General features: G+C 64.3%; 14 protein-coding genes, 1 tRNA gene and 1 pseudogene. 6 read left to right on the top strand and 10 right to left on the bottom strand.

Annotated elements, in window-relative coordinates; all coding sequences use genetic code 11:
• Both HHL27_RS20645 and HHL27_RS20640 read left to right on the top strand, forming a co-directional pair.
• Positions 1-128 (top strand): annotated as a pseudogene (locus HHL27_RS20645) (IS481 family transposase); the annotation flags it as partial.
• Between the two features lie 60 nt (positions 129-188).
• Positions 189-946, top strand: a protein-coding gene (locus HHL27_RS20640) for an IS5 family transposase (protein WP_169495277.1) whose coding sequence is annotated in 2 segments (ribosomal slippage) — positions 189-522 and positions 522-946 — 759 coding nt in all. Because the reading frame shifts where the segments join, the coding sequence is not laid out codon by codon here.
• A 405-nt stretch (positions 947-1351) separates the two neighbouring features.
• Here HHL27_RS20640 and HHL27_RS20635 read toward each other — a convergent pair.
• Complete coding sequence (locus HHL27_RS20635) at positions 1352-2155, bottom strand: winged helix-turn-helix domain-containing protein (protein WP_169495276.1); 804 nt, start codon at positions 2153-2155, stop codon at positions 1352-1354.
• 373 nt (positions 2156-2528) lie between these two features.
• On the opposite strand from HHL27_RS20635, the gene HHL27_RS22580 reads away from it, so the two are divergent.
• The gene (locus HHL27_RS22580) at positions 2529-4088 is read left to right on the top strand and encodes a sugar transferase (protein WP_240960127.1); all 1560 of its coding nucleotides are present in this window, start codon (positions 2529-2531) and stop codon (positions 4086-4088) included.
• Between the two features lie 84 nt (positions 4089-4172).
• Here the strand turns inward: HHL27_RS22580 and HHL27_RS20625 are convergent, their stop codons facing one another.
• The 3 genes from HHL27_RS20625 to HHL27_RS20615 all read right to left on the bottom strand — a co-directional run bounded on the left by HHL27_RS20625 (position 4173) and on the right by HHL27_RS20615 (position 6410).
• Positions 4173-4832 carry a GntR family transcriptional regulator gene (locus HHL27_RS20625; protein WP_338114977.1) on the bottom strand — a complete coding sequence of 220 codons (660 nt, stop codon included), beginning with the start codon at positions 4830-4832 and terminating at the stop codon, positions 4173-4175.
• A 66-nt stretch (positions 4833-4898) separates the two neighbouring features.
• Entirely contained in the window at positions 4899-5984 is a 1086-nt protein-coding gene (locus HHL27_RS20620; RefSeq protein WP_169495275.1) for an aromatic ring-hydroxylating oxygenase subunit alpha, read from the bottom strand.
• 351 nt (positions 5985-6335) lie between these two features.
• Positions 6336-6410, bottom strand: a tRNA-Gly gene (locus HHL27_RS20615).
• A gap of 195 nt (positions 6411-6605) precedes the next feature.
• Here HHL27_RS20615 and HHL27_RS20610 point away from each other — a divergent pair.
• A complete protein-coding gene (locus tag HHL27_RS20610) occupies positions 6606-7514 on the top strand; it encodes a tetratricopeptide repeat protein (protein ID WP_169495274.1) in 909 nt (302 codons plus the stop codon).
• Positions 7515-7519: 5 nt separating this feature from the next.
• Positions 7520-8149, top strand: coding sequence for an LON peptidase substrate-binding domain-containing protein (locus HHL27_RS20605; RefSeq protein ID WP_206069759.1), 630 nt, complete (start codon positions 7520-7522; stop codon positions 8147-8149).
• Positions 8150-8157: 8 nt separating this feature from the next.
• On the opposite strand, the gene HHL27_RS20600 is transcribed toward HHL27_RS20605, so the two are convergent.
• Positions 8158-8340 carry a type II toxin-antitoxin system antitoxin gene (locus HHL27_RS20600; RefSeq protein WP_169495273.1) on the bottom strand — a complete coding sequence of 61 codons (183 nt, stop codon included), beginning with the start codon at positions 8338-8340 and terminating at the stop codon, positions 8158-8160.
• 7 nt (positions 8341-8347) lie between these two features.
• Positions 8348-9259, bottom strand: a complete 912-nt coding sequence (locus HHL27_RS20595; RefSeq protein ID WP_169495272.1) for an SPFH domain-containing protein — start codon at positions 9257-9259, stop codon at positions 8348-8350.
• Positions 9260-9550: 291 nt separating this feature from the next.
• Between HHL27_RS20595 and HHL27_RS20590 the strand changes: the two genes are divergently transcribed.
• Positions 9551-9745 carry an HP1242/YdcH family protein gene (locus HHL27_RS20590; RefSeq protein WP_169495271.1) on the top strand — a complete coding sequence of 65 codons (195 nt, stop codon included), beginning with the start codon at positions 9551-9553 and terminating at the stop codon, positions 9743-9745.
• Here the strand turns inward: HHL27_RS20590 and recQ are convergent.
• From recQ to HHL27_RS20570, 4 genes are all read right to left on the bottom strand, one after another.
• Positions 9729-11627: a DNA helicase RecQ gene (gene recQ, locus HHL27_RS20585; protein WP_169495270.1), complete on the bottom strand. Its 1899-nt coding sequence runs from the start codon at positions 11625-11627 to the stop codon at positions 9729-9731. The two genes, HHL27_RS20590 and recQ, sit on opposite strands and share 17 nt — an antisense overlap.
• A gap of 42 nt (positions 11628-11669) precedes the next feature.
• Positions 11670-12149 carry a nuclear transport factor 2 family protein gene (locus HHL27_RS20580; protein ID WP_338114976.1) on the bottom strand — a complete coding sequence of 160 codons (480 nt, stop codon included), beginning with the start codon at positions 12147-12149 and terminating at the stop codon, positions 11670-11672.
• A 65-nt stretch (positions 12150-12214) separates the two neighbouring features.
• Positions 12215-12772: a DUF3592 domain-containing protein gene (locus HHL27_RS20575; protein WP_169495269.1), complete on the bottom strand. Its 558-nt coding sequence runs from the start codon at positions 12770-12772 to the stop codon at positions 12215-12217.
• A gap of 25 nt (positions 12773-12797) precedes the next feature.
• Positions 12798-13991: a cation:proton antiporter gene (locus tag HHL27_RS20570; protein WP_169495268.1), complete on the bottom strand. Its 1194-nt coding sequence runs from the start codon at positions 13989-13991 to the stop codon at positions 12798-12800.
• Positions 13992-14209 lie beyond the last annotated feature (218 nt).

Here is a 14209-nt window from a genome sequence, read left to right as displayed (position 1 = left end):
ACTTTGCCCGCCGGCTCAAGACACTCAGCGGGCTCACGCCCTACGAATACATCGCAAAAATCTGGACCTCAGAGCCAGAACGCTTCATCGTCAATCCGATCCACCAAATGCCGGGACTGAACAGCTAGGCTCAGGACCCATTGATTGGCAGAGAGGGATGTGATTCAGGCTCCGCGAGGAGACTGAGTATGAGCGACCTGTATTGGCTGACGGACGAGCAGATGGCGCGTTTGTCGCCTTATTTCCCCAAGAGCCACGGCAAGCCCCGGGTTGATGACCGGCGGGTGCTGAGCGGGATCATCTTCGTCAACCGGAACGGCCTGCGCTGGCGTGATGCGCCCAGAGAATACGGGCCGCACAAGACCTTGTATAACCGCTGGAAACGGTGGGGTGCGATGGGCGTGTTCACCCGGATGATGGAGGGCCTGTCTGCCGAGAAGGCTGAGCCTCAGACCGTCATGATCGATGCAACCTATCTCAAGGCTCACCGCACGGCTTCCAGCCTTGGGGTAAAAAAGGGGATCTTGGCCGTCTGATCGGCCGGACCAAGGGCGGCATGAATACCAAGCTGCACGCTGTCACCGATGCCAACGGCCGCCCCTTGAGCTTCTTCATCACGGCCGGCCAGGTCAGCGATTACACCGGCGCGGCTGCCCTGCTCGATGATCTGCCCAAAGCGCAGTGGATGCTGGCTGACCGGGGCTATGACGCCGAATGGTTCAGGGACGCGCTGGAGCAAAAAGGCATCAAGCCCTGCATTCCGGGCCGGAAATCCAGCTCTTTTCCCGTCAAATACGACAAGCGCCGATACAAAAGGCGCAACCGCATCGAGATCATGTTCGGCCGTCTGAAAGACTGGCGTCGCGTGGCGACCCGCTACGACCGCTGCCCAACGGTATTCTTCTCCGCACTCGCTCTCGCAGCCACCGTGCTCTTCTGGCTGTGATCAACGAGTCCTGAGCCTAGCTGGGCTTCCCTGCAGTCGGTGCTGATGCGGTTAAGTCGAATCCGCCAATTCCGATCAATATATTGCATCTTGCAGATAAACGCCCGGCATCAACTTGAATGCAGGCGCCTTGTTCGTGATCTCGATCTGGAAGATAATCTTGAGATTGAGTCGGTCCAGACGGCAAAATCGTCGTTTGGACGACGCGCGCTTTCCAGGTTTATGAGTGCGAAGGCGTAGGTGGTTGCCCTCGGGCCCCATCTTTCGAGACGAACAGCGGCCCGAGCTTCCCCCCACGCTGCCGCTCCACTTATTGCAATGATCTCGCAGTCCTTGCAGACTTCTGCGCTCAAACTGCCTTAAAGCAACCGGAATTTTTCGTTGCGGACACGCGATGAAGCGCGGTCAGGGCTTCAGTTTCTTCACGCTGCTGAGACTGATCGAGTAGCCTCGACCGGAGTGGGATTTTATCTGCACGCCGGGCACCAGCTTCTTTCGCAGGTGGCACACCAGGACTCGCACGGCGTTGGGCGACATGCCCAACCGATCGCCGGAAAGTGCAGTCGAAATATCGGGCACGGACAGGACTTTCTTGCTCTGCTCGATCAGCAGGGTGAGCAGGGCCAGCTCGCGACGCCTCAGATCCGTGCGAGTAAGGCGCCGGGCCATAGCTTCGGATGTCACCGGCGCGTGATCGGCGCCGTCATTAAGGCGATAGCGTCGCAGGATCGCCTCGGCCCTGGCTCGCGCTTCCGGCATCTGCATCTCTGATATGTCGAAGACATCGTCGAACCCGGCCGCCAGCGCCTGCGCGATGTCACGCGGGCCAGCCTGGCGGACGACATTCATCTTCGGGATATCGCCAATGATGCCCCGCAGATTGCGGAAATGGCGATAGAGGCCGGGCAGGTCGTCACCGCAGACGAAGACCATGCTCAGGAATTCGATCGGCACAGCATCGGAAACGGCTAGCAAGTCCCTGAAGGTCCAAAAAATCGAGCCGGGAAAGCAGGCCTGGGTCCACGCTGTGAGATCTGCATCTTCTGTTGACGATGACGAAAGGATGCATCCCAACGCTGGCGTGGCGAACGATGCGCCGCTTTCGATCAACTCTTCTGTATCGCGCCAACGAGTTCTCGACCCGCCAATGGCAGGCTCTGACGAATCCAACTCGGGAAACTTGCTTGAGAGGTGCACCTGCTCAGGCATCGACGCGCTTTTGTGAGCGGGGGCACTCACGGCTGGCGCTGCGAGGAAGACAATCGGTCACTCCAAGGAGGTCCGTCGCGGACCATCGGAGTCCCCCACAGCCGGCCAACCCAAGATACGCGCGCGCCATCGATCCAACCTGTAATAGTAAGTACCGGACATGGCGGTTATCTAAAGATAACCTCAACCTTTAAACCTCGCCCGAATGTTCTTTCGAGAGCATTATTTGGCGATTTTCGCAAAACTCATCCAATACATCGGGAATTTCTGAAAGTTCAGCTTCAGTACGAAATCCGTCATCGTCCCGGTGCATTGCTGAGAGTGAAGTATAAGCTTATTCTCGTTCAAAAAGGTGTAGCCCTAAAGGCTATTTTTGCACCTGCGAGATGACCCTAGATCTTCTGCTTATTGGATCATCCCGTCACGGTGCTGCCATGCAACATGCGGGCAATATTTCTTCGAATTCATGTCACCTGGAGCGTGTGCCCAGTCACCGGCATCAAGTCCGTGGGCACCACTGCGGCCGACCGAGAACACATCTCTCGGGTTGAAAGAGGTTAGCATGAGCGCTGAAGCAAACAGTCCGAAGCTCGTTTCGTGGCCGAGACTGCTACCCGCGACCGACCTCGTCCCGCCCAGGGCTCTGGCGGCCCTGGCCCTGATCCTCATCGATCTTGTCGCTTTTTACGTCATGGCTGAACTGGTCAGTCGCAACTTCGGCTCGACAAACATCGCCGGCAAGTTCGCGTCGGCCTACTTCGCATATGTCCCGCTCGCGCTTCTAAGCGGGGCATATTCCCCATCCGTCGTCACGAGTGGGCTGCGCGCCTTGCGTGCCGCCGCAATCGCATCGATCGGCGGCGCCATTATGCTGACCCTGATCGGCTTCGGATTAGGCGAACGGTTCCTCGGCGAAACCCTTCTTCTTGCTGCGATGTGCCTCGGTTCGGCCGTGCTCGCCGCGCCCGCGCGCACCCTCGTGGCGCGCATGTCGACCGTTGCGGAATCGGACAAGGGTTATTTGCGGGCCATGGCTTACGATCGCTGGGTCGATTGCTCCCGATCGCCAAAGACCGGCACATTCCCGGTACGCTTCGATCCATCCTGCGCGACAGCCGAAGACTATGACCGCCTCGGCAGGGCGCTGGCTGGGATCGATCGGGTTCTGGTCAATTGCAGCGCCCCCCTGCGACCGCAATGGATCGACGCGCTCCGCGGGATGAATGTCGACATCGAGGTTCCCGTCGAGAATGTGGACCAGCTCGAATCGTGCCCGATGCGCCTGGTTGGCGGAAAGCCGGTCGTGGTGCTGTCGGGTGCGCCCTTCCCGCTTCGCAAGCGTATTCTCAAGCGCATCTTCGATGTCGCGTTCTCGCTGGCGGCGCTCCTGTTCCTCGCACCGCTGATGGCGCTGATCGCAATCGCGATTAAGGCTGAGAGCAAGGGTCCCGTCTTCTTCCGCCAGCCGCGGATCGGCCAGGGCAACCGCCTGTTCCACGTGCTGAAGTTCCGTTCGATGCGCGCTGAAGCCTGCGATACCCGTGGCGCCCAATCCACCTCGCGCTCTGACAACCGGATCACCCGGGTCGGAAATTTCATCCGCCGCACGAGCCTCGATGAACTGCCGCAGCTTCTAAACGTCCTGCTAGGCGACATGAGCGTGGTCGGCCCCAGGCCCCATGCCGTCTATTCAACTGCAGAGGGCAAGCTGTTCTGGGATGCAGACCAGCGGTACTGGCAGCGGCATTCGTCGAAGCCGGGCATCACGGGGCTGGCGCAAGTGAGCGGCTATCGCGGGGCGACCGACCGAGAGGTCGACATCATCAACCGCGTGACCAAGGACATTGAATACACCTCGAAATGGTCGCTGCGGGGGGACATTGGTATCATCCTGGCCACGGCCAAGGTGCTCGTCCACGATAACGCCTACTGAGCTTCGGTTCGCGGGCCAAAGACCGCCGCAGGCCCGAAGCGCTGTCGCCGATCCACATCCGGTGGTGTGGCCCGCCCCTCCACTCTATACTCGCAACCCCTTGAAGATTCGCCCGTTGCTGATGGCGGCCCTTGCGTGGTCACGCATCAGGCGTTCGGCGAGCACCGCGTTCCCGGCGCATATAGCATCGAACACGGCCATGTGCTCCTCGTGCGCATGGCGCAGATGCACGTATTCCGCATCGAGATCGTCCCAATCGAGCGCGAGGGCAGCCGCCGATGCGAACGGCAGATGGTTGTTCCGCTCGAGCGCCAGGGAAATCGACGGATTGCTGCTCAAGGCCAGCAGAAGCTCGTGGAAATCGAGATTGTAGCGATAGAACCGGTCGAGGTCCTCCGAGACGAAATGGCCTTTCTCGAAGATGGCGTTGCCGCAAGCCAGCACCTGCGCCAGACGAACCCGCTCTTCGTCCTGCAAATGCCGCGCCGCCACATGCCGGGCAGCAAGGCCTTCGAGCACCCCGCGCACCTCGATCGCGCCGCGGATTGTTTCCGCGTTCACGGCTCGCGGGGTATAGCCTCGCGCGCCCAGCTTGACGACCAGCCCTTCGTGCTCAAGCGCCCGCAGCGCCGTGCGCACCGGCATGCGCGACACGCCGAGCCTTTCGGCAGTCGCAATCTCGCCGATCCGCATACCGGGCTTGATCGTGCCGTCCGCGATCAACCGTCGCAGCGCGACCAGCACCTGCTGGCCGGGCTTGGCTGACCGCGTCACCCGCGTTGCCTCATCGCGACGCATGCGCGCGCCGGTTCAAACCATTTGGTGGAGCGTATCACGCTCACGCGCAATGGCCCGGTCGATCAGCAGGCGCGACCGCACGCCGCCCGCGTCTATGTTCAGCTTCATGAGCTTGCGATCGGGATGAGACGAAAGATTCTGTTGCTGTCGTTCCAGCATCTCGAGATCCTCGCCGAAGATCCTCCTCTGACCTTCGCGGATGGAGTCCGTCAATGCTGCATCGCCAACGGCGAACCGTCGCGCCATTCCCCAGAAGTAATGGTGCGACGTTGCGCTTTCGGGGGTGATGAAATCGACCACCGTGGCATAGACCCTGACCTCGTCCGGCGCATCGTATCCGCCATGTCCGGCAAGAGCCACGCCCACTTCGATCATCACGTGGCTGGGCAGGTGGAAGTGGCAGATCTGCCAGCGGTCGACCGGTTGGTCATCGGGCAATCCGGCCCCACGCAGCGCCATCTTCCAGAACGGTGGTGCCTCGACACCGTTCATGAAACGCCGCGTGATGACGCGCTCTCCCACGACGTGCGTTTCGACCGGCGCTTCGTCGATCTCCTTCTGGCCGATACTGCTGCCGTGGACGTAAGTCTCGTGAGTCAGATCCATAAGGTTGTCGATCATCAGGCGATAGTCGCTGGCGACGTGATAATATCCGCCCCCATAAGCCCATTGCGGGCTATCCGCCCACGCAAGCGGGTGGAGTTGATCAAGATCGGCGCTCTCGGCGGAACCGGGCCAGATCCAGATAAAGCTGCCGCGCTCGACAACGGCAAAACGCCGCGCGCCGGCGAACTTCTCCACCGTCTGCCCGGGCATGCCCGAAACCTTTCCGGTGCACCCCATCACGAGCCCATGGTAGCCGCAGACGAGTTCTCCGTCGCGCACGAACCCCAGCGATAGCGGAGCCCCCCGATGGGGGCAGAAATCGTCCAGCGCGACCGGATGCCCGTTCCTGTCACGGAAAAACACCACTCGCTGCCCGCAGATGGTCCGCGCCAGCGGGGTCGTGCCCAGCTCCTCGCTCATCGCGGCAACGTACCAGGCATGCAAAGACCAGGGCTGGAGCTGGCCGGATTGGGGAGTGTCGGGCGTGGGCATCTTCGATCCTGGTTGGTGTTATTGGATCCAATAATCGCACCCCGAGCGCTCAGGTCAAGAACTGATGAGGATCAGCGCCGGTAGCCCGCCATCGATTCGCCACCCGTAGGGTCCGCCCTGATCGCAAGTGCCGGTGCGCCATGAGCGCGCGCGACAGGCCGGCCCGCCGCCCAGACGTCGAACATGGATGGTCACCCGGCACGGCAGAGCGATGGGGGTCGCGATCGTGGCCATCTGCAGGCCGAACGCTCGGTGCGGCTATGCCTGCCGACAATCGATAGGAAATGGGCGGCGACCCCGGAGCGGGAGGGAACTCTGCGCTCGATCTTGGGCTGAATGCTGAAGAGAAACTGGAGCGGGCGAAGGGATTCGAACCCTCGACCCCAACCTTGGCAAGGTTGTGCTCTACCCCTGAGCTACGCCCGCTCGTGCGTTTCTGGCCGGTCGGTAATGCCCCGTCCGGCTGGGGTGTGGGGGCCTCTAACGGTGACTCGAACGCGGCGCAACCCCCCAAATGCACTTTCGCGCCGAATGGTCGCTGCCCTGCGCATGGCCCTTGCCGAACGGCCGTGCCATCCCACATGAAGGCGATACGACCTCGCACCCATCCGGAGAAGTTCATTGGCAAGCCTCGGCCTCAGTCTCGACGAACAGAAGGCGGTAGACCGCTTCCGCAAGACCGTGGTCGAACCGTCGATGACCAAGCTGGTGATCCTCGATTTCTGGGCGGAATGGTGCGGGCCCTGCAAGGCGTTGACGCCCGTGCTCGAAAAGGTCGCGGCCGAATATGCCGACAAGGGCGTGATACTCGCCAAGGTCAACGTCGATGAGGAGCAATTCATCGCCGCGCAGTTCCAGGTGCGCTCGATCCCAACCGTGTACGCGCTTTTCCAAGGCCAGCCGGTTGCCGACCTGACCAACGCGCGCAGCGAATCGCAGCTCAAGCAGTACCTCGACCAGATTCTTTCGCAGATCCCGGTTCAGGCTGGAGACGAGCCGGCGCAGGATATCACGCCGTTGCTGGCAATGGGCGAGGATGTGCTGACCGAAGGCGACGGGGAACGCGCCGCCGGAATCTTCTCGCAGATCGTCGAGATCGCGCCCGATAGCGCGGCTGCCCAATCGGGCCTGATCCGCGCCCTGCTCCTTGCCGGGCATCGCGAAGAGGCGGCAGAGATCCTCGCCGCGCTCGATCCCAAGCTGGCCGATGACCCGGCGCTCGCGCAGGCGAAGTCCGCGCTGGCGCTGGCCGAGGACGCCCCGGAGGCGACCGAGCTCGCCGCGCTGCGCGCCGCAGCGGCGGAGCGTCCGGCGGACATGGAGGCGCAGCTTGCCTTCGCCAACGCGCTCTATGCCAGTGGCGATCGCGATGGCGCAGCCGAAAAGCTGCTGGCGATGGTCGCTGCCGACCGCGCCTGGAACGACGGCGCCGCGCGGGCGCGCCTGCTGCAGATCTTCGAGGCGATCGGGCTGGAGGATCCGTGGGTCGCGGCGACGCGGCGCAAGCTTTCCACCATCCTGTTCGGCTGACGCAGATGGGCATCACGCAGGATTCGGTGCGGCTGTCGATCTTTCCGCTCGGCGGGGTGATCCTGTTCCCCGGCCTGCAACTGCCGCTGCACATTTTCGAGCCACGCTACCGCGCGATGGTGGGAGATGCGCTGGCCCGCGACCGCAAGATCGCGATGATCCAGCCGCAGACCTCGATCGAGGGCGCGCCGCTGTTTCAGGTCGGCTGCGTGGGCAAGATCGTCGACGTGGAGGCCATGGAGGACGGACGCTTCAATCTCGTCCTCGAAGGGCAGTCGCGTTTCCGCCTGGTGCGCGAGCTCGACGTCACGACCCCGTTCCGGCAGGTCGAAGCGACTCTGATCGACGATCCCGAGAATCAGGTGCTGAGCGCGGTCGAGCGCGCGGGATTCGAGCGCGAGGCGCGCAGCTTTGCCAATGCGCAGGGCTATGCCGTCGATTGGGACTCGGTCGGCCGGCTCGATGACGAATCGCTGATAAACGGCGTGTCCCAGATCGCCCCGTTCGATGCGGCGGCAAAGCAGGCGCTGCTCGAAGCGCCGGACCTTGCCACGCGCTGCGAACTGCTCGTCCAGCTGATGCAGTTCTTCGGCCGCCGCGAAGGCGACGACGACGGCCAGGTCACCCTGCAGTAGGGCGCAGGCTAACGCTCGTCCTCGTCCTTGTCCGCTCCGACACGGACACCGCGCCGCGCCAGCGCCTCGCGCAGCAGGCATTCGATCTCGGCATTGACCGAACGCAAATCCCGGGCCGCCGCGCGCTCGACCGCTGCGTGCAACGCAGGGTCGAGCCGCAGCGCGAAGGCCTTCTTGCCGGGCGAGGCCATCGCAGGCTTACTGGTACAGCGTGCCGGTGTTGACGATCGGTTGCGTTTCCCGTTCGCCACATAGCACGACCATCAGGTTAGAAACCATCGCCGCGCGGCGTTCGTCGTCGAGGTGCACCACGTTCTTTTCCGACAGTTGCTGCAGCGCCATCTCGACCATGGTTACGGCGCCTTCGACCAGCTTCTTGCGCGCGGCGATCACCGCTTCGGCCTGCTGGCGGCGAAGCATCGCCCCGGCGATCTCGGGCGCATAGGCAAGGTGCGTCAGGCCGCATTCGTCGACGGTGATTCCCGCCAGCGAAAGCCGGGCGTTGAGTTCGTCGCGCAGTTCGGCGTTGATCACCTCGTGATGGCCGCGCAGGGTCACTTCGTGGTGTTCGATATCGTCGTAGGGGTAGCGTGAGCCGATCGAGCGCACCGCCGATTCGATCTGGACGAGAACGAACGCCTTGTAGTCATCGACGTCGAACAGCGCCTGCGCGGTATCCGCCACACGCCAGACCACGTTGGTCGCGATCTCGATCGGGTTGCCGCGCAGATCGTTGACCTTGAGCTTTTCGGAAACGACGTTGTTGGCGCGCACCGAAATGCGTGTCTTGCCCATCCACGGCCAGACCCAGCGCAGACCCGCATTGCGATCGGTGCCGCGATACGAAGCAAACAGGGTGATCGCCGCCGCCTGATTCGGCTGGATCATGTAGAAACCCTTGGCAATCACCACGAGCGAGATCGGCAGCAGGAAGATCGAGCCGAGGAACGTCGCCACCTCGCTGTCGGTGGGTTCGCCCCCGGCAAAGCTGGTCAGGCGCCACAGGAACAGCGCCGCAAGGATCAGGAACAGGACCAGCATGAGATAGCCGCTCGTGCTCCAGGCGGGGCGTTCGCGGGTGGTGGACATGGCAACAGGCGATTCGGACATCGCACTTCCCCTTAAAGTGATATCACTTCGATATCACATCACGCCAGCAACACAACATAACTTGATTGCCCGACCGCGTGGCCTACCTTGGGTCTTGCGGTACCGGGCCCCTCTGGCGCGGCGCACAAGTCCAACGAGCCCCCCAGCCCCCGGCCCGGACTTGTCGCCACGTGATGTCGGACCGCATCGGGTCATGCCGATGCCGAAGGTCCGGAGCCTTGCCCCCGCTTCCCGGCCCAAGGCTCGGCAGACCCGATCGAACGCAACCGTTCTGATCGAGGAGCAATGCTAATGTCCAATCTCACCTTCCGCCTGCTCGAACGCCACCAGAAGCTCGATGCCGCGCTGCGCCTTGCGCAGACGCGCCGCTGGGTCGATCCGTTCGAGATCGCGCGGCTCAAGAAGCTGAAGCTGATGGTGAAGGACCGCCTGTCGCGGCTGGCGCGCCGTTCCCGCGCCAAGTCGAGCCTCAGTACTGGCGGATGACGCTCAGGAACGCCTCACCATAGGCGTCTAGCTTGCGCTGCCCGACCCCGCCGATCGCGCCGAGCTCGGCCCGGCTGGCGGGGCGGATGGCAGCCATCTCGCGCAGGACCGAATCGTGGAACACGACGTAGGGCGGCACGCCCACCTCCTGCGCCAGATCGCGCCGGAGCGCGCGCAGCGCATCGAACAGCGGATCGCCGACCGGATTGAGCGCGGCGCCATCGCTCCGCCCGCGTCGGCCGCGTCCACGCTCCACCTTGGCCGGCAGGATCACGTCGACGCTGGCCTCACCCTTCAGGATGGCGCGCGCATCGCCGCCGAGCGCCAGCCCGCCATGCTCGTTGGCGATCAGGCTGCCACGCGCCTGCAAGGCACGCGACAGCGCGCGCAGCAGCGGCGCGTCTTCGGCCGTGACGATCCCGAACACCGATAGCTGATCGTGCCCGCGCTGCAGCACGCGCTCGTCGGAAACGCCGGTCAGCACTTTCTCGAGATGGCCGAAGCCATAGCTCTGCCCGGTGCGATAGACGGCAGAGAGCAGCTTGCGCGCAAGCTCGGTCGCATCGGTCGATGAAGGCGGGGACAGGCAGTTGTCGCAATTACCGCACGATGCCGGCGGGTCTTCGCCGAAGTGCCGCAGCAGCACCGCGCGGCGGCAACCGGCGGTTTCGACCAGTCCGGCGAGCGCATCGAGCCGCGCCCGCTCGCCCACGATGCGGCTTTCGTCCAGCTCGCCCAGCCGCTGCCGCGCCCGCACGAAATCGTCCGCCCCCCACAGCAGCACCGCCACCGATGGATCGCCATCGCGGCCGGCGCGGCCCGTTTCCTGGTAATAGCCTTCGATCGACTTGGGCAGCGCGGCGTGGGCGACGAAGCGCACGTCGGGCTTGTCGATGCCCATGCCGAAGGCCACGGTCGCGACCATCACCATGTCTTCGCTCGCCACGAAAGCCGCCTGGTTGGCGGCGCGGACATCTGCCGCCAGACCCGCGTGATAGGGCAGCACACGCCGCCCCTGCGCGCCCAGCTGCTCGGCCAGCCGCTCAACTTGCGCGCGGGTCGGGGCGTAGACGATGCCCGGCCCCGGATTTTCCGCCATGATCTGCTTCAGCTGGCGCAGCGGGTTGTCGCGCGGGGTGATCGCATAGCGGATGTTGGGCCGGTCGAACCCGGCAACGATCAGCCCGTCGGCGGGAATGCCCAGCTGTTCGAGGATGTCGGCACGAGTGTGCCGGTCGGCCGTCGCCGTCAGCGCCAGACGCGGCACCTCGGCGAATGCGTCCATCAGCGGGCGCAGCAGGCGATAGTCGGGGCGGAAGTCATGGCCCCATTCCGAAACGCAGTGCGCCTCGTCGATGGCGAAGAGCGAGATGCGCGCGCGGCTCAGCAGTTCGCGGAAATGTGGCTGGCTGGCGCGTTCGGGCGCGACGTAGAGCAGGTCGAGCGCGCCGGCGCGGAACTTTGCCAGCGTCGCCTCGCGGTCGGTGTCGACGCTGGTCAGCGTCGCGGCGCGAATGCCGTTGGCCCTCGCCGAGCGCAACTGGTCGTGCATCAGCGCGATCAGCGGCGACACGACGACGCACGTGCCTTCGAGCATCACTGCGGGCAGCTGGTAGGTGAGCGACTTGCCCGCCCCGGTCGGCATCACTGCCAGTGTAGAACGCCGATCGAGCACCCGCGCCACGACCTGGTCCTGCACGCCGCGAAAGGCGTTGAAGCCGAACACCGCATGCAACGCATCGACCGGATCGGCGGGCACGTCCGGGCGCGGCTCGAATGCGGGGGCATCGGCCGGGTACAGGTCCTCGGGCCCCACCGGCTCATAGCCGGCGAAGTCGTCCTCGAAGGGGTAGTCGGGTTCCTCGGGCCAGTCTTGCGCCATTGCCCTGCGGCCTATGGCAGAAGCGCCCGCCCGATCAAAACCTCATTCGCCCAATATCACGTGGAGACGGGTGATCCGGGAATTGACGATGCGCCAGGCGCCGGCGTCCTTGCCGTAGGTTTCGTGATAGTGCCCCATGCCGTGCAGCGTCAGCGTGGCGCCGGTTTCGTCCCAAATCTGGTCTTCCATCGCGATCACGCCCCGTGCCTCGGTGTCGGACAGGATCTCGATCTCGTGGCAATGGCCGTGATGGACGGTGCGCTGGGTACCGATCGCCGCCTGGATGAAGTCGACGATCACGTCGCCGCCCGAATAGACCCATTCGTTGCTTTCGGCCGCACGGCCGGATTCGCCATTGCCGTCGATCGACAGCGAGGCGCGGGCATCGAACACGGCATCGTCGGCGAAGACATCGCGCAACGGCCCCCACTGCTTGGAGTCCATCAGGCGGAAATAGCGCGCCTTCAGCTGCTTGATCTCCTCGATGGCGATCAGGCGGGCGACAGGGTCGATCTGGGTCACGTGCGGTTGCCTCTCCAAGCGTGTTTGCAAGGCAGCCTAGTCGACGGCGCCACGCTTTCGCCCTGTCACTTGTGCGAGACGGCCTGGTCCACGCGCTCCCAAAGGGTTTGGGGCGGATCACTTGGCGTGTCGGCCAGCGCCGCGAGCCAGGGCGGCGGCGTTCCGGTTCGCGCCCAGTCCAGCCCCCAGACCGCGATGGCCGCCACGAAGCCGAGCGACATGGCCGCCATCAGGCTCCAGTACCAGGGACCATAGGCGGTCACCCGCGCTGGGTCGGCAGGATCGTACCAGATGCGAAAGACAGAGGACGGCTTCCACGCGCGCGTCACCTGCCGGCCGACGATGGCGCGGCAGGTCCGGCCGTTCTCCACCTCGAAGGCGACCTCGTCCTTGATCCAGCGCTTGCCTTCGCCATCGCGCCAGTCCCAGCCGCGCCGCGTGCCGAGCGAGGCTCCCATGCTCAGCAGATCGTCGAGCCGTTCGGCATCGCTGTAGCCACCCCGCATGACGGTCGCCACGGCGGGACGCCAGCGGGCGAACAACGTGGCAGCCCGCCACACGCACCAGCACGTGCCGAGCATCAATGCGGCAATGGCAAGCGTGAGCAGGTCGAGCGCGGTCATGCCCCGCGCTTATAGGCAAAACTGCTTAATGAACCGTCGGCCTGGCGAGCCTTGCCAGCCGCGGACGGACCATCGGCGTAGTGAGCGCGGTGGAGCCGACCGCCATCAGCAGCAGCGCGGTGAACGTCTGCGCGGTGATCACCTCCCTGTCGAGCAGGACGTTGACGAAGATGATCATGATCAGCGCCTTGGTCTGCAGCATCCAGCCGATCACGCTCGCCTCGCCCCTTTGCCAGCCGAGCAGTCGCCCGGCGAGATGAACTCCCAGCAGCTTCCCGGCGACCGACGCAATCAGCAGCACCCCGGCCGCCGCGAAGACCATCGCACCGTTGACGCCGAAGCTGGTGCGCAGGCCGGTCGAAAGGAAGAACACCGGCATGATGGTCAGCAGCAGGAAGTTGCGCATCGCGTCGAGCCGCGCGGTATCGAACCAGCGCGCGTCGAGCACGGCGCCTGCCAGGAACGCGCCAACCATGAAGTGCAGGCCGGACCAGTCGGCGCCGAACGCCACCACCGCAAGCCAGACCAGCGCCACATACCATCGATCGTCCTGAGGCAGCCGCTGCATCGCCTTGCGCATGACGAAGGCCGCGACAGCGAAGGCGGCAAGGAACAGACCTTGCCGGCCGAGCCGCGACCAATCGAGCAGGATCAGCGCCAGCACCCCCCAGATCGCCACGTCGTCCAGGCTGGCATAGCGCAGCAGCCGCTGCCCCAGCGGCTGGCGGAACAGCCCGAGCTTTTCCATCAGCAGCACCAGGATGGGCAACGCGGTAACCGCGCATGCCATGCCTACGCCCAGCACCGCCTGCGGATAGGTGCCTTTCGGGCCGATCCAGCCCGGCTGTGCCAGCAGGACCGCCGCAGCAGCAGCACCCAGCAGCAGCGGGGCAACCAGCGCACATCCCGCGGTCAGCGCCGTTTCGCCGCGGTGCCGCCATGCGTCTGCCAGGTCCAGCTCCAGCCCCGCCACGAACACGAACATCATCACCGCCCACCACGCGATGCCGTTGAGCGCGGCAATCACCTGCGGATTGAACACGAAGGCGTAATAGGCGGGATAAGCTGCGCCCAGCACCCCGGGCCCGAGCAGGATGCCGCCGATGATCTGCACCACCACCAGCGGCGCGAAGCGGTCGGTTCGCGCCAGCCGCCAGACGGCGTAAGGCACCGCCAGGATGATCGTCAACGCGATCAGGTAAATCTCGGTCGTGCCCATCAAGCTTCCTGCCCCCTGCCCTCACCCAGCTTGCCCGTTTACCCGGGTCCGCAAGGGCCGTCCCTGATCGCCATGCCGATGCGCGGCACAAGGGCGAATACGAATTCAGCCCGCTTCCGGCCAGTCCAAAGCCCCTGAGGGCGGTCGAGCCGGCGTGGTTGACGCGATCTTGCGTTATGCGACCGGTGCCGCCCTCTGGGTGTGCTTAAGGGCTGTGG

It is taken from the genome of Novosphingobium olei, from assembly GCF_012927405.1.
Classification (GTDB): domain Bacteria; phylum Pseudomonadota; class Alphaproteobacteria; order Sphingomonadales; family Sphingomonadaceae; genus Novosphingobium; species Novosphingobium olei.
Note: the sequence above shows the minus strand (reverse complement) of the source record. Positions and strands in the feature narration are given on the sequence as shown.